Annotated in this window: 20 protein-coding genes and 1 pseudogene; 16 read left to right on the forward strand and 5 right to left on the reverse strand. The window is 69.6% G+C overall.

The annotated features are described in order from the left end of the window. Window positions 1-395: 395 nt before the first annotated feature. From NS3_RS29915 to NS3_RS05505, 3 genes and pseudogenes are all read right to left on the reverse strand, one after another. A pseudogene (locus NS3_RS29915) lies at window positions 396-914 on the reverse strand (shikimate kinase); the annotation flags it as partial. Beyond that, entirely contained in the window at window positions 911-2119 is a 1209-nt protein-coding gene (aroC, locus tag NS3_RS05500) for a chorismate synthase (RefSeq protein ID WP_067854648.1), read from the reverse strand. The pseudogene NS3_RS29915 and the gene aroC, both read right to left, overlap by 4 nt. 121 nt (window positions 2120-2240) lie before the next feature. Further along, window positions 2241-2693, reverse strand: coding sequence for a prepilin peptidase (locus NS3_RS05505; RefSeq protein WP_067854651.1), 453 nt, complete (start codon window positions 2691-2693; stop codon window positions 2241-2243). A gap of 197 nt (window positions 2694-2890) precedes the next feature. Here NS3_RS05505 and NS3_RS05510 point away from each other — a divergent pair, with 197 nt between their 5' ends. The 4 genes from NS3_RS05510 to NS3_RS05525 all read left to right on the forward strand — a co-directional run bounded on the left by NS3_RS05510 (window position 2891) and on the right by NS3_RS05525 (window position 5471). Beyond that, complete coding sequence (locus NS3_RS05510) at window positions 2891-4018, forward strand: M24 family metallopeptidase (protein WP_067854654.1); 1128 nt, start codon at window positions 2891-2893, stop codon at window positions 4016-4018. A gap of 34 nt (window positions 4019-4052) precedes the next feature. Beyond that, window positions 4053-4616: an elongation factor P gene (gene efp, locus NS3_RS05515; RefSeq protein WP_067854657.1), complete on the forward strand. Its 564-nt coding sequence runs from the start codon at window positions 4053-4055 to the stop codon at window positions 4614-4616. 85 nt (window positions 4617-4701) lie between these two features. Then, window positions 4702-5211 carry a transcription antitermination factor NusB gene (gene nusB, locus NS3_RS05520; protein ID WP_067855322.1) on the forward strand — a complete coding sequence of 170 codons (510 nt, stop codon included), beginning with the start codon at window positions 4702-4704 and terminating at the stop codon, window positions 5209-5211. Then, window positions 5208-5471 (forward strand): YciI family protein, encoded by a 264-nt coding sequence (locus tag NS3_RS05525; RefSeq protein ID WP_067854659.1) that lies wholly within the window; start codon window positions 5208-5210, stop codon window positions 5469-5471. The genes nusB and NS3_RS05525 overlap by 4 nt, the downstream gene beginning before the upstream one ends. Before the next feature lie 316 nt (window positions 5472-5787). Here NS3_RS05525 and NS3_RS05530 read toward each other — a convergent pair whose 3' ends face one another. Beyond that, window positions 5788-6774, reverse strand: a complete 987-nt coding sequence (locus NS3_RS05530; protein WP_067854661.1) for a quinone oxidoreductase family protein — start codon at window positions 6772-6774, stop codon at window positions 5788-5790. Window positions 6775-6871: 97 nt separating this feature from the next. Here NS3_RS05530 and NS3_RS05535 point away from each other — a divergent pair, with 97 nt between their 5' ends. Beyond that, window positions 6872-7447, forward strand: coding sequence for a TetR/AcrR family transcriptional regulator (locus NS3_RS05535; RefSeq protein WP_067855324.1), 576 nt, complete (start codon window positions 6872-6874; stop codon window positions 7445-7447). Window positions 7448-7500: 53 nt separating this feature from the next. Here NS3_RS05535 and NS3_RS05540 read toward each other — a convergent pair whose 3' ends face one another. Beyond that, window positions 7501-8127, reverse strand: coding sequence for an alpha-ketoglutarate-dependent dioxygenase AlkB (locus NS3_RS05540; RefSeq protein WP_067854663.1), 627 nt, complete (start codon window positions 8125-8127; stop codon window positions 7501-7503). A gap of 164 nt (window positions 8128-8291) precedes the next feature. Here NS3_RS05540 and NS3_RS05545 point away from each other — a divergent pair, with 164 nt between their 5' ends. The 11 genes from NS3_RS05545 (at window position 8292) to rpoZ (ending at window position 19932) form a co-directional block, all read left to right on the forward strand. Then, window positions 8292-9143, forward strand: coding sequence for an SAM-dependent methyltransferase (locus tag NS3_RS05545; RefSeq protein ID WP_067854665.1), 852 nt, complete (start codon window positions 8292-8294; stop codon window positions 9141-9143). A gap of 165 nt (window positions 9144-9308) precedes the next feature. Next, window positions 9309-9953, forward strand: coding sequence for a bifunctional pyr operon transcriptional regulator/uracil phosphoribosyltransferase PyrR (gene pyrR / locus NS3_RS05550; protein WP_067854667.1), 645 nt, complete (start codon window positions 9309-9311; stop codon window positions 9951-9953). A 2-nt stretch (window positions 9954-9955) separates the two neighbouring features. Then, window positions 9956-10915, forward strand: a complete 960-nt coding sequence (locus NS3_RS05555) for an aspartate carbamoyltransferase catalytic subunit (protein ID WP_067854670.1) — start codon at window positions 9956-9958, stop codon at window positions 10913-10915. A 25-nt stretch (window positions 10916-10940) separates the two neighbouring features. Continuing rightward, window positions 10941-12254, forward strand: a complete 1314-nt coding sequence (locus tag NS3_RS05560; RefSeq protein ID WP_067854673.1) for a dihydroorotase — start codon at window positions 10941-10943, stop codon at window positions 12252-12254. 5 nt (window positions 12255-12259) lie between these two features. Continuing rightward, window positions 12260-12757, forward strand: a complete 498-nt coding sequence (locus NS3_RS05565; RefSeq protein WP_067855327.1) for a PH-like domain-containing protein — start codon at window positions 12260-12262, stop codon at window positions 12755-12757. After that, window positions 12754-13872, forward strand: coding sequence for a glutamine-hydrolyzing carbamoyl-phosphate synthase small subunit (gene carA, locus NS3_RS05570; protein ID WP_067854676.1), 1119 nt, complete (start codon window positions 12754-12756; stop codon window positions 13870-13872). The genes NS3_RS05565 and carA overlap by 4 nt, the downstream gene beginning before the upstream one ends. Further along, window positions 13872-17204 carry a carbamoyl-phosphate synthase large subunit gene (carB, locus tag NS3_RS05575; RefSeq protein ID WP_067854678.1) on the forward strand — a complete coding sequence of 1111 codons (3333 nt, stop codon included), beginning with the start codon at window positions 13872-13874 and terminating at the stop codon, window positions 17202-17204. The genes carA and carB overlap by 1 nt, the downstream gene beginning before the upstream one ends. Before the next feature lie 32 nt (window positions 17205-17236). After that, window positions 17237-18061: an orotidine-5'-phosphate decarboxylase gene (pyrF, locus tag NS3_RS05580; protein ID WP_067854681.1), complete on the forward strand. Its 825-nt coding sequence runs from the start codon at window positions 17237-17239 to the stop codon at window positions 18059-18061. A 582-nt stretch (window positions 18062-18643) separates the two neighbouring features. Continuing rightward, entirely contained in the window at window positions 18644-18964 is a 321-nt protein-coding gene (mihF, locus tag NS3_RS05590) for an integration host factor, actinobacterial type (RefSeq protein ID WP_011210150.1), read from the forward strand. Between the two features lie 7 nt (window positions 18965-18971). After that, on the forward strand, window positions 18972-19553 hold the full coding sequence (gmk, locus tag NS3_RS05595; RefSeq protein WP_067854689.1) for a guanylate kinase: 582 nt from the start codon (window positions 18972-18974) through the stop codon (window positions 19551-19553). Between the two features lie 103 nt (window positions 19554-19656). Further along, window positions 19657-19932 carry a DNA-directed RNA polymerase subunit omega gene (gene rpoZ / locus NS3_RS05600; RefSeq protein ID WP_067854693.1) on the forward strand — a complete coding sequence of 92 codons (276 nt, stop codon included), beginning with the start codon at window positions 19657-19659 and terminating at the stop codon, window positions 19930-19932. The last annotated feature ends 52 nt before the right edge of the window (window positions 19933-19984 follow it).

Here is a 19984-nt window from a genome sequence, read left to right on the forward strand (position 1 = left end):
GGACGCCTGCGCCTGCCGGTCGCGGTGCCCTCGCCCGGAGTCGATGCGCCTGCTGACGTATCGGCCGACGCGGACCTCGGCGCCGCGGAGCCCGGCTGCGCATCTGCTGATGAAGCGCTCGTGGTTGTCGTCGAGCCGCCCATGGGGACAGGAGTCGCACCGCCGGTGGCGGTGTGGCCGGCCGCAGGCGCAATGCTCGGCTCGCGCGTGACGGTCGCGTCGCCCGCGCCAGAGACCGACCCGGTCTCGCCGCCGGTCCCCGCCGCCGCTCGTCGCCGGGCAGCGGCACGCGCACGGGCTCGTCGCCGCGCCCGGGATCGGCTGTTGCCCTGCGAGCGCGGGGTGGCCTCGGTGGTCGTGCCCGGTTCGGGCTCCGGGGTGCCGGGGTCGATGCCCAGGCGGGAGAGGATCATCCGGACGACGCGGCTCGGGCTGCGGCCGTCGGTGCGGACCCGCACGGTCGCGACCTCACGGTAGAGCGGGCGGCGGGTGCGCATGAGTTCGCGGTACTTCGCGCCGGGGTCGTCACCGTTGAGCAGCGGACGCTGATTGCTCGCGCCGGTACGGCGCAGCCCTTCGGCGACGCTGATCTCCAGGTACACCACGGTGCGATTGCGCAGCAGCGAGCGGGTGTTCGCCGACAGCACCGCGCCGCCGCCGAGGGAGACGACGCCGCGTTCGGCCAGGATCGCCCGGCGCACCACTCGCTCCTCGATCCGCCGGAATTCCGGCTCGCCGTCCTCGGCGAAAATCTCCGGAATGGTGCGGCCGGTCTCGCGTTCGATCCCGGCGTCGGTGTCGTAGAGGTCGACGCCCAGCTCCTTGGCGAGCTTGCGACCGATCGTGGACTTCCCCGCCCCGGGCGGTCCGACCAGCACCACTCGCGGCGTGCGCGGGTCGGTCGGTGCGATCATCGCGCCCGACTGTCCGCCGAGACATGCGGGCGGGTGCTGATCCGCTTGACGTAGCTGCTGATGTTGTCGACGGTCTCGGCGAGCGAATCGCCGCCGAACTTCTCCAGTACGGCCTGAGCGACGACGAGAGCCACCATGGTCTCGGCGACGACGCCCGCGGCGGGCACCGCGCACACGTCGGAGCGCTGGTGGATGGCCACGGCCTCGTCACCGGTGGTCATATCGACGGTGGACAGCGCGCGCGGCACGGTGGAGATCGGCTTCATCGCCGCACGCACCCGCAGCGCCTCGCCGTTGGTCATGCCGCCCTCGAGGCCGCCCGCCCGATTGGTCGAGCGCAGCACGCCGTCGGGACCGGGACGCATCTCGTCGTGGGCCTGGCTACCGCGCCTGCGCGCGGTCTCGAAACCGTCGCCGACCTCGACGCCCTTGATGGCCTGGATGCCCATGAGCGCGGCCGCGAGACGCGAGTCGAGGCGATTCTCACCGCTGGTGAACGAACCGAGCCCGACGGGCAGGCCCTCGACGATCACCTCGACGACGCCTCCGAGGGTGTCGCCGTCCTTCTTCGCGGCCTCGATCTCGGCGATCATCGCGGCCTCGGCCTCGGCGTCGAACGCGCGCACCGGGCTCTCGTCCACGGCGGCCAGATCGGCCGCGGTCGGGGTGACACCGGTGGTGTTGGCGGCCGCGCCGATGGAGACGACGTGCGAGACGACCTCGACGCCGAGCGCCTGACGCAGGAAGTTACGGGCGACAGTGCCCGCCGCGACGCGCGCGGCGGTCTCACGGGCGCTGGCGCGCTCGAGCACATTCCTGGCGTCGTCGAAGCCGTACTTGAGCATGCCGGAGTAATCGGCGTGTCCGGGGCGGGGCCGGGTCAGCGGGGCGTTTCGGGCCAGGTCGGCGAGTTCGGCCTCGTCGACCGGGTCGGCGGACATGACCGTCGTCCACTTGGGCCACTCGGAGTTGGCCACCTCGATGGCGACCGGGCCGCCCATGGTGCGACCGTGGCGCACGCCGCCGACGATGGTCACCTTGTCGGCCTCGAACTTCATCCGGGCGCCGCGCCCGTAGCCGAGCCTGCGGCGCGCGAGCTGAGCGGAGATGTCCTCGGAGGTCACCTCGACACCCGCCACCATTCCCTCCAGGATGGCGACGAGAGCGGGACCGTGGGATTCTCCGGCAGTTATCCAGCGCAGCACAGTTTCTATCCTTTCATGTCCGCGCGAAAGCGGTGATATCCGGTCCGTGGTGATCACCGGCACGTCGCCGGACGATCGGGTGGCTGCCACCGGCGGGTGCTCACGAGTCGCTCGGCCCCGCTCACCCGGCGGTGAGGGCGAGCGCGAGCACCGTGGCCCCGCACATGGCCGGACCGTGCGGCAGGGCCCGGCCCGGGGGCGCGGCCCGCACCGGCGGGCGGCTCAGTATCAGCGTCACCACCCCGGCGATAGCGGTGAGCACCGGCGCACCGAGCGCAGCGATCAACCACGCTTGTGCGCCCCCGAGCCCCGCGGCCGCGCCCACGCCTACCGCGAGCTTGGCGTCGCCGGCCCCGCACGCGGCGGGCGCGGCGAGATGCACCAGAAGATACGGCAGCGCGAGCACGACCGCGCCCATCACAGCCGTACCCGGTCTGCCGACGGTGAACGCGTAGCCGAGCACCGCGATCGCGCCCGCGGAGGTGAGCACGTTGGGCAGCCTGCGGACGCGGACGTCGATGACGGCGAGCGTCGCGCACCAGAGCGTGAACAGAGCGAAGGCGATGGCGGTCATGGCATCAGCGTGCCGGGCGCGGTGGGGGCGCGGTACCTCCGAAACGGCGGATGTGGACAAGGAACGGGTTGTGGACAATCAGTGGTCCGAATGTCGGGAGCCGCGGCAGCGCTCGCGAGGTCAGGGCGCTGATCGTTGGCCCGGACGCGAAGCCTCAGGTGTTCGTGGCGGCGGGATCTGGCGGTAGCGTGGAAAACATGTCTGCTGATCGCGCGGGTCTGGGGCCCGACTACGCCGCGCGCCGAGGTGCGTTGCGCAGCCTGCTGGTGGAGACCGGAGTCGACGCACTGCTGGTCACCGACCTGGTGAACATCAGATACCTGACCGGATTCACCGGTTCCAATGCCGCGCTGCTGGTGCACTCCTGGGACATGAGCGAGGCCGAGGATCGCACCGTGATCGGTACCGACGGCCGCTACCGTGACCAGATCGCCGCGCAGGTGCCCGATCTGCACGGCGAAATCGCGCGCGCCACCGCCCGCCGGATCGTGGAACTGGCCGGGGAATGGCAACTCGGCCGGGTCGGCTTCGAGAGCCACGTGGTGACCGTGGACCAGCATCGCGGTCTGGTCGAGCAGCGCACCGGTCTGGATCTCGTCGCCACGCCCGGTCTCGTCGAACAGTTGCGAACGGTCAAGGACGAGTACGAGATCGAACAGTTGCGACTGGCGTGCGCGGCAGGCGACGCCGGGCTGTCGAGCCTGCTCGAGCGTGGCGGGCTGCGACCGGGGCGCACCGAACGCGAGGTCGCCCGCGATCTGGAGTGGGCGATGTTCGAGCACGGCGCCGAGGCTGTCTCGTTCGAGACGATCGTGGCCACCGGCGCCAATTCGGCGGTGCCGCATCACCGCCCCACCGACGCGGTGCTCGCCTCTGGTGACTTCGTGAAGATCGATTTCGGCGCGGTGGTCGGCGGCTACCACTCCGACATGACGCGCACCTTCGTGCTGGACTCGGCCTCGGACTGGCAGCGCGAGGTGTACGAGCTGGTCGCCGAGGCGCAGCGGGCGGGCAGCAAGGCCCTGCGTCCGGGCGTGCACGCCGCCGAGGTGGACGCCGCGTCCCGGTCGGTGATCGAGGCGGCCGGTCACGGACATCTGTTCGTGCACGGCCTCGGCCACGGGGTCGGACTGCGCATTCACGAAGCGCCCGGAATCGCGAAGAACGCGCCCGGTACACTTCTGACCGGCGTGGCGGTGACCGTCGAACCAGGTGTGTACTTTCCAGGCCGCGGCGGCGTCCGGATCGAGGACACGCTCGTGGTTCGTGAAGGGGGCCCCGAACTGCTCACCCACACCAGCAAAGACCTGACCGTCGTCGACTGACGACGGTAGCCGAGAACTAGGAGATCCGAAGACAGTGGCGGACACCAGCGACTTCAAGAACGGCCTCGTGCTGAAGATCGACGGTCAGCTCCAGCAGATCATCGAATTCCAGCACGTCAAGCCGGGCAAGGGCCCTGCCTTCGTGCGGACCAAGTTGAAGAACGTCGTGTCCGGCAAGACCGTCGACAAGACTTTCAACGCCGGCGTCAAGGTCGAGACCGCGACCGTCGACCGTCGCGACATGACCTACCTGTACCACGACGGCACGGACTACGTCTTCATGGACGGCGAGACCTTCGATCAGATCTCCATCCCGGAGGCGACCATCGGCGACGGCGCCCGCTTCCTGCTGGAGAACATGGCCGTGCAGGTCGCCATGCACGAAGGCGCCCCGCTCTACGTCGAACTCCCGGTGTCGATCGAGCTGGTCGTCCAGCACACCGACATCGGCCTGCAGGGCGACCGTTCCACCGGCGGCACCAAGCCCGCCACCCTGGAGACCGGCGCCGAGGTCCAGGTGCCGCTGTTCATCAACACCGGCGACAAGCTGCGTATCGACTCGCGCGACGGCAGCTACCTCGGCCGGGTCAACGCCTGATCGACAACTTCCACGGCGGTAGCCGGATTCGCTGCGAGGCGGGACCGGCTACCGCTGCCATGTGTACAGACGGGATGATGTGACTGTGGCCGAACAGCCTGCGGACAAGAAGTCCACGTACAAGAAGCTCGGCGCCCGGCACAAGGCCCGGCGGCGTGCGGTGGATCTGTTGTTCGAGGCGGAGGCCCGCGACGTCGACGCCGCGGACCTGCTGACCGAACGCGGCGAGCTGGCCACCCGTGACCAGTCGGTCGCGCCGCTGCACGCCTACACCCGCACCCTGGTGGAAGGCGTGGCCGACGAGCTCGAGCGCGTCGACGGCACCATCGAGTCGTATCTGCAGGACTGGACGTTGTCGCGGCTGCCCGCCGTGGACCGCGCGATCCTGCGGGTCGCGGTGTGGGAGCTGTTCCACGCGACCGATGTGCCGCCGGTGGTGGCCGTCGACGAAGCCGTGGAGCTGGCCAAGGAACTGTCCACCGACGATTCCCCCTCGTTCGTCAACGGTGTGCTCGGCCAGGTCGTACAGGTCGCGCCGCAGGTGCGCGCCGCCGCCGCCGCGACGCGCGCTCCGCGTCAGGAGCCCGAAGCGTGACCAAGTACCTGGTCATGGCGATGCGTACGCCACGCTACGACGACGCGGTGATCCAGCCGCACCGTGACTTCCTCGCAGATCTGCTCGAGCGCGGCCTGCTGGTGGAGAGCGGAAAGTTCGGCGACAGCAGCGGTGGCGCCTATGTGATTCGGGCTGAAAGCCTCGATGTCGCACGCGAACTCGCCTTCGCGGATCCGCTGCACACCACCGGCGCGTCCGAGCTCACCGTGTACGAGTGGGAGATCACGATCTCCGCGTGACGCGCCGCCGGTCCGGCTCCCACCGTGGGTGTACGGGACCGGTGGGAGCCGCCGGTCGGTGAACCGCGCCGGGTGCGTCCGGGGAGAGAGTGGACGCGACACCGATTCTGCGACCTCGAGTGCACTCGAGGTCAAGCGAGCGGTTACTGAGCAGGATTGCGTCGAACCGTTCCTCGGCATAGTCCAGCTGAGCCAGGATGTAGCGCTTCACGTGATCGACCGGCGGCGTGTCCGGGCGGTCCACTGTCGGCCGGGCCGGGCCGACAGTGGACACCCGATCGCCGAGTGGACACCCGATCGAGGCGCGCTCGAATTCTCAGACGCGAGAACGATTCTCGGGCTGCAAGAGCACTGCCCCGAGCGGGCGCCGGGATTCCAGTAGCCGATGCGCCGCGGCGGCATCGCCGAGCGGTAGGACCGTATCGATGTGCGGGACCACGCCCGTGCTCGCCGCGCGCTCCAGGACACCGTCACCTTCTCGCTGTACCAGCGCCGACCACTGCGGGCCGGAACAACCGATCACGGTGAGGCCGCGGGCGAGAAGATCGGCGGCGCCGACCTGGGCGGGCGCACCGGAGAGGAGCCCGTAGACGAGCATGCGACCGTGCAGTGGCGTCATCACCTCGAGCAGGGCGCGGGAGGTCGGTCCGCCGATCGAGTCGAAGACGACGTCGACGGTCGCGCCGTCGAGCAGAGCGCGCAGTCGATCAGGCCACCGCGGCTCGTTGTGATCGATGACCAGATCCGCACCGAGTTCGGCGGCGCGCGCCGTCTTGATCGTCCCGCCCGCCGTCGCGATGATCCGCTTCGCGCCGGCGGCCTTCGCTGCTCCTACGAGATAGGCGCCGATTCCGGTCGCGCCCGCTTGTACGAGCACTGTCTCCGAACCGGTCAGCGCTGCGGTGGCGAGCAGCGCCGAGCCGACCGATCCGGGCATGAGGATCGCCGCGGCGGCGAAGGTGTCGAGACCGTCGGGAATCGGCGTGGCCGTTGCCGCGGGCGCTGCGACGAATTCGGCGTACGCTCCCGAGCCGGTCGTCTTGGCGACCACGCGCGTGCCCGCCAGTGCCGCGTCCACTCCCGGTCCCGTTTCGACCACCGTCCCGGCGGCCTGGAAGCCGAAGACCAGGGGCGGCGCGACGGGAGTCGGGAACGCGCCGGAGCGCAGCATCAGTTCGGGCCACAGCACCGGGATCGCCTCGGTGCGCACGACGATCTCGCCCTCGCCTGCCCTGGGTACGGCGGCTTCCTTGGCGACCAGGACATCGGGGCTGCCGGGCGCCGTCATTACGATTGCTCGCATCGATAGCTCCATAAGTTGACTGTCGGTCCAGTTGTGTCCTCGTAGAAAATATGGACCGTCGGTCAAGTTGTCAACCGGCGAACAGGGAGTGGGTGTGATGTCAGAGGGCCGCGCACGGGAACGCGCCGACGCCGCGCGTAACAGGCGCGCGATCCTGGATGCCACCAGGTCGTTGCTCGCCGAGCACGGCGCCGAAGGCGTCACAATGGATCGGGTGGCGGCGGCCGCCGGGGTGGGGAAGGGCACCATCTTCCATCGCTTCGGCAGCCGGGCGGGTCTGCTGCAAGAGTTGATCGCCGAGCCGGCCCTCGCGCTGAAGGAAGCGGTCGCCTCCGGTCCGCCTCCGCTGGGGCCGGGCGCTCCCGCCGCCGATCGGCTGGTCGCGTTCTTCGCCGCCATGACCGATATCGTGCTCGACAACGCCGAACTGGTCGCGGCCTACAGCGCCGTACCGCCGCACCCGGACCGTGCGCAATTCCATCGGTTCTGGGTGGACCACATCACCGGCTTGCTCCGGGAGGCGCGCCCCGACGTCGATGCCGAAACGGTCGCCACGCTGCTCTTCGGGATGCTGGGTGGTGAGGCGGTGGCAGGCATGGTGCGAGCCGGGCTGGCAGATCGAGTGCGGGCCGGTGTCCGTGATCTGGTGTCGTCGGTCGCCCGGGCCGGCTGACCGGCGACAGTGGCCCGGTGTCCTCCGCGGGTTTCAATCCTGTTGCGGGACGTTCAGCGCACCCCGCGCGGGCGGAACTGGACGCTGATGCGCGGGCCGACCGGTTTGCGGGTCTTCGGGACGGCGTGCTCCCAGGTCCGCTGGCACGAGCCGCCCATCACCAGCAGGTCGCCGTGACCGACTTCGTATCGGAGGCTCGCACCGCCCCGGCGTGGGCGTAGCAGGAGTGCGCGCGGCGCACCGAGGGACACGATGGCGACCATCGTGTCGTGGGTGGCGCCCCGGCCGATCGTGTCGCCGTGCCAGGCGACGCTGTCGCGGCCGTCGCGGTAGAAGCACAGCCCCGCGGTGCGGAAGCGTTCGCCGAGTTCGTCGCCGTAGTGATCGCTGAGCGCTGTACGTGCCTCGGCCAGGATCGGATCGGGCAACTCGGCCTGCTCGGGGTAGAAGCAGAGCAGTCGCGGCACATCGACGACGCGGTCGTACATCGGCCGTCGTTCGGCCTGCCACGGCACCTCGCGTGCCAGCCGGTCGAAGAGTGTGTCGGCGCCGGAGAGCCAGCCGGGACGCAGGTCGACCCACGCGCCGTCGCCGAGTTCCGTGCGGCGGACAGTCGCGAGCGAGCCGAGGCCGGCCTCGCCGAATCCGTCGAGCAGGGAGCCCTGCAACCATGCCGTCACCTGCGCGACGTTACACGTGCTCGAACATGTGTGCTAGTGGCTCGATCGGCGAGAATCGGACATCGCGGCCGTTCTCCGGACTGGACGAGGCCGGTTCGCTTAGCGTCGAAGGGAAGTGGGTCGGACCGGCGACGGTCGCGGTGGGATCGGCGGGGAGAGTCGTGATGGTCGAATACGGCAGGGCGCCGATGGTGGGGGTGGCGATGACGGCGATCGGCGTGGCGGTGATCCGCGCGCGCGAATCGGCCCGGCCCGACCGCCTCTACGACGACCCGTTCGCGCGCCTGTTCGTCGACGCCGCGCGGGCCCAGTTCGCGGGCACACCCGACGGTGAGGACCGGTGGACGAGCATGCTCGAACTGGCCGACGCCTTCTACGAAGGCCGCACCCTCGCCGTCCGGCTGGTCGATGACGGCGTATCCGCCGCGGCCGCCGCGAGCTGTGAACAGTTCGTCCTGCTCGGTGCCGGGCTGGACACTCGCGCGTTCCGTATGCCTTTGACCCCGCGTACGCGGTTCTACGAAATCGACCTGCGCGAGCTGTTCGCCTTCAAGGAATCGGTGCTCGACCGCGCCGCGGCGCATCCGGTGTGCGAACGGATCACGCTGTCCGCCGATCTGCGCGGCGACTGGGGAAAGATACTGCGCGACAGCGGTTTCCGCTCGGACATGCCGACGCATTGGATCGACGAGGGCGTGCTCGGCTATCTCGCCTCCGACGCGGCATGGGCGGTCGTCGACACGATCACCGCACTGTCGGCGTCCGGCAGCACCTTCGAGGTCGGCCAGTTCGCGGTTTCCGCGGCGCAGCCGAGATACGCGGCGTTGGGCGCGCTGGTCCGCGGCGGCAGACCGGCCGGTGGCGCGCACGGACTCGGCACGCAGGTGCGTGCGGGGCTCGAACAGCGGGGCTGGCGCACGAGCTTCCGCCCCTGGGACGAACTGATCGCCCCGCTCGGCCGCGATGCGCCTGTCGGGGAAGCCGACGCGGGCATCGTGCTCGCGCTACGGCAATAGCGCTCCGCGTCACGAACACGCCGCCGTGGCCTGGCTCACTCCCGGGCCGTGGGGCGGCTCACACCCGGCTGCACCTGCTGAAAGGGCGGTCCGGGCCGCTGTTAGGCTGCAAGCCGTAAGACATCCTTTAACGGACCGTCCGGTGAGGCGGGGAAGGAGGTCGGCATGCCTGTGCCCGGAGATCGGGCGGCCAAGTCTGCCGAGACTGCCAAGTCCACTGAGCAGTCGCAACGGCACACGCCCGATTGGGTGGCCGCAGGCCGGGAGCTGTTGTCCGCTTCCGATGTCGGCAGGACCGTCGCGCGCATCGCGCACCAGATCATCGAGAAGACCGCGCTGGACGCGGGCGAGGCGGACGCGCCGCGCGTGGTGCTGATCGGCATCCCGACTCGCGGTACCACCCTGGCCGCGCGGCTCGCCGACAAGATCGAGGAGTTCTCCGGCGTGCGTCCCGCGCTCGGCTCCCTCGACATCACGCTCTATCGCGACGATCTGCGCACCCGCCCGCACCGACCGCTGGAACGGACCTCCGTTCCCCCGGGCGGCATCGAGGACGCGCTGGTGGTGCTCGTCGACGACGTGCTCTTCTCCGGACGGACCGTGCGCTCGGCCCTGGACGGCCTGCGTGACCTCGGTCGTCCCCGCGCGGTGCAGTTGGCGGTGCTGGTCGACCGCGGCCACCGGGAACTGCCGATCCGCGCCGACTACGTGGGCAAGAACGTGCCGACCTCGCGCAGCGAGGACATCTCCGTGTTGCTGACCGAACACGACGGTCGCGACGGCGTGTACCTCCACCACGAGGAGGCGTGAGCATGCGACACCTGTTGAGCGTGACCGATCTGGACCGGGTCACGGCCACCGAACTCCTCGACGAAGCCGAGCGTTTCGAGCAGGCGTTGCTGGGCCGCGAGGTGCACAAGTTGCCCACGCTGCGCGGTCGCACCGTCATGACGGTCTTCTACGAGAACTCCACCCGCACCCGGGTCTCCTTCGAGGTGGCGGGTAAGTGGATGAGCGCGGACGTGATCAACGTGAGCGCGAGCTCGTCCTCGGTATCCAAGGGCGAATCGTTACGTGACACCGCGCTGACCCTGCACGCGGCGGGCGCCGACGCGCTGATCGTGCGCCATCCCGCCTCGGGCGCGGCGCATCAGATCGCGCGCTGGATGGACGGCTGGGCACGCGAGTCCGGCCGCACCACCGGACCGGCGATCATCAACGCAGGCGACGGCACCCACGAACATCCCACCCAGGCATTGCTGGACGCGCTCACGCTGCGCCAACGGCTCGGCGACATCGAGGGCAAGCGGGTACTGATCGTCGGCGACATCCTGCACAGCCGGGTGGCGCGCTCGAATGTCTTCCTGCTGCACACCCTGGGTGCGGAGGTGGTGCTCGTCGCGCCGCGCACGTTGCTGCCGGTGGGCGTGCAGAGCTGGCCCGCCCGGGTCTCGCACCATCTCGACGCGGAACTGCCCGGCGCCGACGCGGTGCTGATGCTGCGGGTGCAGGCCGAACGCATGAACGGCGGGTTCTTCCCGTCGGCCCGCGAGTACGCGGTGAACTACGGACTGTCGGAGCGGCGGCTGGCGATGCTCGAGGAGCACGCCGTCGTCATGCATCCGGGGCCGATGCTGCGCGGTATGGAAATCGCCTCCGCCGTGGCGGATTCGCCGCAGGCGGCGGTGCTGCAGCAGGTCACCAACGGTGTGCACCTGCGGATGGCGGTGCTGTTCCGGCTGCTGGTGGGCGCCCAGGAGGCGATCGCGTGAACGAGTTCGATCGGGAGGAGACGGTATGAGCGGGCTGCTGATCACAGGCGCCCTGATCTACGGCGAGGGCGAACCGGTCGACGTCTTCATCGACGAGGGCGAGATCCGCGCGATCGGGACCGACCTGGGTGTGGTGGACGCCGAGATCGTCGAGGCCGACGGGCAGGTATTGCTGCCCGGATTCGTCGATCTGCACACCCACCTGCGCGAACCCGGCCGCGAGGACACCGAGACCATCGAGTCCGGCTCGGCCGCCGCGGCGCTGGGCGGCTACACCGCGGTGTTCGCGATGGCCAATACCAATCCTGTCGCCGACTCCGTGGTGGTCACCGATCACGTGTGGCGGCGGGGGCAGGAAGTCGGCTTGGTCGACGTGCACCCGGTGGGTGCGGTGACGGTGGGGCTGGCAGGTAAGCAGCTCGCCGAGATGGGCACGATGGCCGCGGGTGTCGGCGGCGTGCGGATGTTCTCCGACGACGGCCACTGCGTCTACGACCCGCTGATCATGCGGCGCGCGCTGGAGTACTCGAACTCGCTGGGCGTGCTGATCGCCCAGCACGCGGAGGAGCCGCGGCTGACCGAGGGCGCGGTCGCGCACGAGGGCCCGACGGCGGCTCGGCTGGGTCTGGCCGGCTGGCCGCGCGCGGCCGAGGAGTCGATCGTCGCGCGTGACGCGCTGCTGGCTCGTGACGCCGGGGCTCGTGTGCACATCTGCCACGCCTCCACCGAGGGCACCGTGGAGCTGGTGCGGTGGGCGAAGTCCCAGGGCATCTCGATCACTGCCGAGGTCACACCGCATCACCTGCTGCTCGACGACTCCCGGTTGGAGACCTACGACGCGGTGAACAGGGTCAATCCGCCGCTGCGTGAGATCTCCGATGTGGAGGCGCTGCGCCGCGCGCTCGCCGAGGGCGTCATCGACTGTGTCGCCACCGACCACGCACCGCACGCCGAACAGGACAAGTGCTGCGAGTTCGCGGCCGCCCGCCCCGGCATGCTGGGGTTGGAGACCGCGCTGTCGATCATCGTGGAGACGCTGGTGCGGCCGGGTCTGCTGGATTGGCGGGGGGTGGCGCGGGTGATGAGCGAGCGACCCGCGCAGATCGTCGGTCTCGACGATCAGGGTAGGCCCATCGAGGTCGGCGAGCCGGCCAACCTGACCTTGGTGGATCCGGAGGTCACCTGGACGGTGCGGGCGAAGGAACTCGCCAGCATCTCCGGCAACACCCCCTACGCGGAGATGACGTTGCCCGCGAAGGTGACAGCCACCATGCTGCGCGGGCGGATCACCGCGCGCGACGGCGTCGCGGCGCGACCCCAGAGTGTGGGGGGCGCATAGTGGAGCTGGAGAGAACGCTGTGGGTGATCGGCTGCCTGATCCTGTTCGCGCTCGGTGTGTGGGGGATGTACCGAGGCTGGATGAACCGGGCCGCACGTCAGGCCGAGCGCATCGGCGAACTGCCGCCGGTGCCCGAGGACCTGGGCGCGCAGGTACTGGAACCGACGACCGGCCTGTACCTGGGCAGCACCATGGCGCCCAGCTGGCAGGACCGTATCGCGGTGGGGGATCTGGGGTTCCGCGCCACCGCGGAGCTGACGAAGTTCGACCGGGGGATTCTGCTCGAACGCGACGGGGCGGCGACCATCTGGATTCCCGGTGAATCTGTGACGGCGATCCGCACCGAACGCGGGCACGCGGGCAAGGTGATGACGGAAGATGGTGTGCTGGTAATTCGCTGGAAGCTGCCGACCGGAACCGAGATCGATACCGGTTTCCGGGGAGACGACAAGACGGTGTACCCGGCGTGGGCCGCGTCGATGACGAAGGAAGACGACAGATGAGCGCAGATACTGCAGCTGCCCTCGTGCTCGAGGACGGCCGGGTGTTCCGGGGAACGGCCTATGGCGCGGTGGGACAGACCCTCGGCGAGGCGGTGTTCTGCACCGCGATGACGGGGTACCAGGAGACCCTGACCGATCCGAGCTACCACCGCCAGATCGTGGTGGCCACGGCTCCGCAGATCGGCAACACCGGGTGGAACGACGAAGACGACGAGTCCGCGAAGATCTGGGTCGCCGGGTACGCGGTCCGCGACCCGGCGCGGCTGGCCTCCAACTGGCGGGCCACCACCACGCTGCCCGCCGAGCTGGACAGCCAGGGCGTCGTCGGTATCGCCGGGATCGACACGCGCGCGCTGGTGCGTCACCTGCGCACCCGCGGGTCGATGAAGGCGGGCATCTTCTCCGGTGACGCGCTCGCAGGCACCGAGGAACTGGTGGCCAGGGTCACCGGCCAGCCCTCGATGCTCGGCGCGGATCTGGCCGGAGAGGTCTCGACCGATTCGCTCTACACGATCGAGCCGACCGGTGAGCCGCGCTTCACGGTGGTCGCTGTCGACCTCGGTATCAAGACCAACACTCCGCGCATGTTCGCCGAGCGTGGTCTGCGGGTGCACGTCGTGCCGTCGACCACCTCGCTGGATCAGCTGCTCGAGCTGAAGCCGGACGGCGTGTTCCTGTCCAACGGCCCGGGCGACCCGGCCACCCAGGACAGCGCGGTCGCGATCACCCAGGGCGTGCTCGAACGCGGGGTGCCGCTGTTCGGCATCTGCTTCGGCAACCAGATCCTGGGCCGGGCGCTGGGCCGCGAGACCTACAAGATGAAGTTCGGCCACCGCGGCATCAACATCCCGGTCGTCGAGCACGAGACCGGTCGCATCTCGATCACCGCGCAGAACCACGGGTTCGCGCTCGAAGGCGAGAAGGGCGAGCAGTTCGACACCCCGTTCGGGCGTGCCGAGGTCAGCCACGTGTGCGCCAACGACGGAACCGTGGAGGGCGTGCGCCTGCTCGACGGCCGCGCGTTCTCGGTGCAGTACCACCCCGAGGCCGCCGCGGGCCCGCACGACGCCGCATATCTGTTCGACCGCTTCGCCGGTCTCATGGAAGGAGCCTGATGCCACGCCGCGAGGATCTACGCCACATCCTGGTGATCGGCTCGGGCCCGATCGTCATCGGCCAGGCCTGCGAGTTCGACTATTCGGGAACCCAGGCCTGCCGGGTGCTCGAGTCCGAGGGCCTGCGCGTGTCGCTGGTCAACTCGAACCCGGCCACGATCATGACCGACCCGGAGTTCGCCGACGCCACCTACGTGGAGCCGATCACCCCGGAGTACGTCGAGATGGTCATCGCCAAGGAGCGCCCGGACGCGATCCTGGCGACCCTCGGCGGGCAGACCGCGCTCAACACCGCCGTCGCGCTGCACGAGCGCGGGGTGCTGGAGAAGTACGACGTCGAGCTGATCGGCGCCGACTTCGAGGCCATCCAACGCGGTGAGGACCGGCAGAAGTTCAAGGACATCGTCGCCTCCGTCGGCGGAGAGAGCGCCCGCTCGCGGGTCTGCTACACCATGGACGAGGTGCGCGAGACCGTCGCCGACCTGGGCTTCCCGGTCGTCGTGCGGCCCTCCTTCACCATGGGCGGCCTCGGTTCTGGCATGGCCTACAACGACGAGGACCTGGACCGGATCGCCGGCGGCGGCCTCGCCGCCTCGCCGACAGCCAACGTCCTGATCGAGGAATCCATCCTCGGGTGGAAGGAATACGAGCTCGAGCTCATGCGCGACAGCCGCGACAACGTCGTGGTGGTCTGCTCGATCGAGAACGTCGACCCGATGGGCGTGCACACCGGTGACTCGGTGACCGTCGCGCCCGCGATGACGCTCACCGACCGTGAGTACCAGAAGCTGCGCGACCTGGGCATCGCCATTCTGCGCGCGGTCGGCGTCGACACCGGCGGCTGCAACATCCAGTTCGCGGTGAACCCGGTCGACGGCCGTCTGATCGTCATCGAGATGAACCCGCGCGTCTCGCGGTCCTCGGCGCTGGCCTCCAAGGCGACCGGCTTCCCGATCGCCAAGATTGCCGCGAAGCTGGCCATCGGCTATACCCTCGACGAGATCGTCAACGACATCACCAAGGAGACCCCGGCCTGCTTCGAGCCGACGCTGGACTACGTCGTCGTCAAGGCGCCGCGGTTCGCGTTCGAGAAGTTCCCCGGCGCCGACGCGACGCTGACCACCACCATGAAGTCGGTGGGCGAGGCGATGTCGCTTGGCCGCAACTTCTCCGAGGCGCTCGGCAAGGTGCTGCGTTCGCTGGAGACCAAGGCTGCCGGTTTCTGGACCCAGGAGGACGGCCCGTGGGCGCCGGTCGACGGTGACGTCGCCGGGGCGATCGACAAGATCCTCGCCGATCTGCGCGTGCCCACCGAAGGTCGCATCTATCAGGTGGAACGCGCCCTGCGCTACGGCGCGAGCATCGAGGACGTGGCCACCGCGTCCGGCATCGACCCGTGGTTCGTGGCCGAGGTCGCCGGGCTGGTGGAACTGCGCTCCGCGGTCCTCGACGCCCCCGTCCTCGACGAGCCGCTGCTGCGTCGCGCCAAGTACTACGGGCTGTCCGACCGGCAACTGGCCGCGCTGCGTCCCGAGCTCGCCGGCGAGGCCGGGGTGCGGTCGCTGCGCCATCGTCTGGGCATCCGGCCGGTCTACAAGACGGTCGACACCTGTGCCGCGGAGTTCGAGGCCAAGACGCCGTACCACTACTCGACCTACGAACTGGACCCGGCCGCCGAGAGCGAGGTCGCTCCGCAGCGCGAACGCGAGAAGGTCATCATCCTGGGCTCGGGACCGAACCGCATCGGTCAGGGCATCGAGTTCGACTACTCGTGTGTGCACGCGGCGCTGACGCTGTCGGAGGCCGGGTACGAGACGGTCATGGTCAACTGCAATCCGGAGACCGTCTCGACCGACTACGACACCGCCGACCGCCTCTACTTCGAGCCGCTGACCTTCGAGGACGTGCTCGAGGTGTACCACGCCGAGTGCGAGTCGGGCACCGTCGCCGGAGTCATCGTGCAGTTGGGCGGGCAGACTCCGCTCGGTCTGGCGCAGCGCCTGACCGACGCGGGCGTGCCGGTGGTCGGCACCAGCGCCGCTGCCATCGACCTGGCCGAGGACCGCGGCGAGTTCGGTGACGTGCTGGTCGCGGCCGGGCTGCCCGCGCCGAAGTACGGCACCGCCACCACGGTCGAGCAGGCCAAGAAGATCGCCGCCGGTATCGGTTACCCGGTGCTGGTGCGTCCGTCCTACGTGCTCGGCGGGCGTGGCATGGAGATCGTCTACGACGAGAAGTCCCTCGAGGGCTACATCTCCCGCGCGACCGAGCTCAACCCCGATCATCCGGTGCTGGTCGACCGCTTCCTGGAAGACGCCATCGAGATCGACGTGGACGCGCTGTGCGACGGCGAGGAGGTCTACCTCGGCGGTGTGATGGAGCACATCGAAGAGGCGGGCATCCACTCCGGCGACTCCGCCTGCGCGCTCCCGCCGATCACTCTCGGCCGCAGCGACATCGAAGCGGTGCGCCGCTCGACCGTCGCCCTGGCCAAGGGCATCGGCGTGAAGGGCCTGCTCAACGTGCAGTACGCGCTCAAGGACGACGTGCTCTACGTGCTCGAGGCCAACCCGCGCGCCAGCCGCACCGTGCCGTTCGTCTCCAAGGCCACCGCGGTGCCGCTGGCGAAGGCCGCGGCGCGGATCATGCTCGGCGCCACGATCGCCGAACTCCGCAAGGAGGGCATGCTGCCCGCCGAGGGCGACGGCGGGCACGTCCCGATGGACGCGCCGGTCGCGGTCAAGGAAGCTGTACTGCCGTTCCATCGGTTCCGCCGCGCCGACGGCAGCGGGGTCGACTCGCTGCTCTCGCCGGAGATGAAGTCCACCGGTGAGGTGATGGGCATCGACGCCGACTTCGGCACCGCCTTCGCCAAGAGCCAGACCGCCTCCTACGGCTCGCTGCCCACCGAGGGCACGGTGTTCGTCTCCATCGCCAACCGCGACAAGCGGGCAATGGTGTTCCCGGTCAAGCGCCTGCACGACCTGGGCTTCCGGGTGCTGGCCACCGAGGGAACCGCGGAGATGTTGCGCCGCAACGGCATTCCGTGCGAGCGGGTGCGCAAGCACTCCGAAGCCGGGCCCGCCGACGAGCCGACCATCGTGGAGCAGATCCGCGACGGCGAGGTCGACATGGTGTTCAACACCCCGTACGGCAACTCCGGCCCGCGCGTGGACGGCTACGAGATCCGCACCGCCGCGGTGGGCGCGAACATCCCGTGCATCACCACCGTGCAGGGCGCGGCGGCCGCGGTGCAGGGCATCGAGGCGGGCATCAACGGCGGCATCGGGGTGCGTTCCCTGCAGGAACTGCACTCGGCGCTGCGCGGGTGAGCCACCATGCGGAACGCATCGGGAGGAGTCGGGTGAGCAGCTTCGGCACCCGATTACGCGAGGCGATGGATCGCTTCGGCCCGCTGTGCGTCGGCATCGACCCGCACCCGCACCTGCTGCGGGAGTGGGGCCTTACCGAGGACCCCGAAGGGCTCGAGCGTTTCGCCGAGATCTGCGTCGAGGCGTTCGACGGCACGGTGGCGCTGGTCAAGCCGCAGGTCGCGTTCTTCGAGGCCTACGGCTCGGCGGGCATCGCGGTGCTCGAACGCACCGTCGAGGTGCTGCGCGCCTCGGGCACCCTGGTGCTCGCCGACGCCAAGCGCGGTGACATCGGTTCCACGATGGACGCCTACGCGCGGACCTGGCTGGGCGACGGACCGCTCGGTTCGGACGCTGTCACAGTGTCGCCGTATCTCGGGTTCGGCTCCCTCGCCCCGGCGCTGGAGCTGGCCGAAGCCGGTGGACGCGGGGTGTTCGTGCTCGCGGCCACCTCGAACCCGGAGGGCGCGCAGGTGCAGACCGCCGTCGCGGCCGACGGGCGCACCATCGCGCAGACGATGGTCGACGAGGCGGCGGCACGCAATGCGGGCGCGGAGTTCGGCTCGGTCGGCGTCGTCGTGGGCGCCACGCTGGCCGCGGCCCCTGACCTGTCCGCGCTCAACGGGCCGATCCTGATGCCGGGTGTCGGCGCGCAGGGCGGGGGACCGGAGTCGGTGCGTGAGCTGGTTCCCGAGGCCGTGCTGCGGGCCGTGGTGCCGAACGTCTCACGGGAAGTGCTGCGCGAGGGGCCGTCGGTCTCGGGACTGCGTGCCCGGCTCGACGCGCTGCAGGGCGAATTCGGTTTTCTCCGAAGGTGATACGCGAGGTTTAGCACCGCCTCGGAATGGGTACGCATGGCCCGTGCTGGCCGCTGGATTCGTTTCTCCAGCGGTTTCGGGTCCGCGGTGACCTCCCGGTGACCCCTGTCGTCTCGGGGGCGCAGGAGCGGGCGGGCCTCGCGCGCGACAGTGTTTTCGACGAGCCCCGGGCGGGTGACCGCCCGGGGCTCGTCGCGTCAGGGTGGCAGGCCGGGCCCCGATAAGACATGTGTTCGATGCGACACGCGCAAGAAAAGCGCGACACGCGGGCGAAATCCAGAAAGTTCCTGGTCGGAGGGCTCAGGGTTGCCGGCCGGGTGTCCGGTCGTGTCGCTATCTGTCGGCTAACTCGCCTCCGCACGGGAAAAACGCAGGTCGAGGCGTTTTCGGCAGAATTCGGAGTACGATCACGGCTATAGCCGGAGCGCGGTGCGCATCCCGCGCCGCTCGCCCTTACGGCATGCGGAATCATGCGCTGACCTGGGGGGTGGGTTCGCAATCGGCGGACGTCGTGGGTACGGTCGCTGGAGCCGTCGGCTCTTCGACGGCTGGATTAGCAATGAACGATGAGACGGAGGAACCGTGGCCCTTCCCCAGCTGACTGACGAGCAGCGCGCCGCTGCTCTGGAGAAGGCGGCTGCTGCTCGCCGCGCTCGGGCGGAGCTCAAGGAGCGCTTGAAGCGTGGCGGCACCGACCTGAAGAGCGTGCTCGCCGATGCCGAAACCGACGAGATCCTCGGCAAGATGAAGGTGTCGGCGCTGCTCGAGGCCCTGCCGAAGGTCGGCAAGGTCAAGGCGGCCGAGATCATGAGCGAGCTGGAGATCGCCCCCACCCGCCGCCTGCGCGGACTCGGCGATCGGCAGCGCAAGGCGCTGCTGGCCCGATTCGACTTCGACGCCTGACATCGAGGTGGTCGAACACACGCGGAAGGGCCGACTGGTAGTTCTGGTCGGCCCCTCGGCCGTCGGCAAGTCGACGGTCGTGCGGTGCGTGCGGGAACGCCTGCCCGAACTGGTCTTCAGTGTGTCGGCGACGACCCGGGCCCCCCGGCCCGGGGAGGTCGACGGCCGGGACTACCGGTTCGTCACCCGGGCCGAGTTCGACGCCATGGTGGAGGCCGGTGACCTGCTCGAATGGGCAGAGATCCACGGTGGGCTGCAACGGTCGGGTACCCCGGCCGGGCCGGTGCGCGAAGCGCTGGCCGAAGGCAGGAACGTATTGCTCGAGGTCGATCTCGAGGGCGCGCGCTCGGTGCGCGCGGTCATGCCGGAGGCGCGGTTGGTCTTCCTGGCCCCGCCGAGCTGGGAGGAACTGGTCGCCCGGCTCACCTCCCGCGGCACCGAGACGCCCGAGGTGATCGAACGCAGGCTGGCTACCGCCAAGGTCGAACTGGCTGCCTGTGACGAGTTCGACAACATCATCGTGAACGACGACGTGACCGACGCCTGTGAGCAGTTGGTATCGTTGTTCATCAGCACAAATTCGAGGTAGTGGCTTCGAGGCGACGGTGGACCGGCGACCGCCTTGTCCGGTCGCCGGCTCGATTTCGTCTCGCACGACACACCCGCCCCACAAGACCGCAGGAGCCTCCCCAGTGAGCGATACCAAGACCGTGCCCGCGTACGACACCCCGATCGGTCTGACCAACCCCCCGATCGACGAGCTGCTCGAGCGCACGTCGTCGAAGTACGCGCTGGTCATCTACGCGGCCAAGCGGGCTCGCCAGATCAACGACTACTACAACCAGCTCGGCGACGGCATCCTCGAGTACGTGGGCCCCCTGGTCGAGCCGGGTCTGCAGGAGAAGCCGCTGTCGGTCGCCATGCGCGAGATCCACGCCGACCTGCTCGAGCACACCGAAGGCGAGTGACTCCACCTCGGTAGCCGCCGAGAGCAGTCGGCACGCCGAGATCAAGTAAAAA

Origin of the sequence: Nocardia shimofusensis NBRC 100134 (assembly GCF_001613125.1) — a bacterium.
GTDB lineage: Bacteria > Actinomycetota > Actinomycetes > Mycobacteriales > Mycobacteriaceae > Nocardia > Nocardia shimofusensis.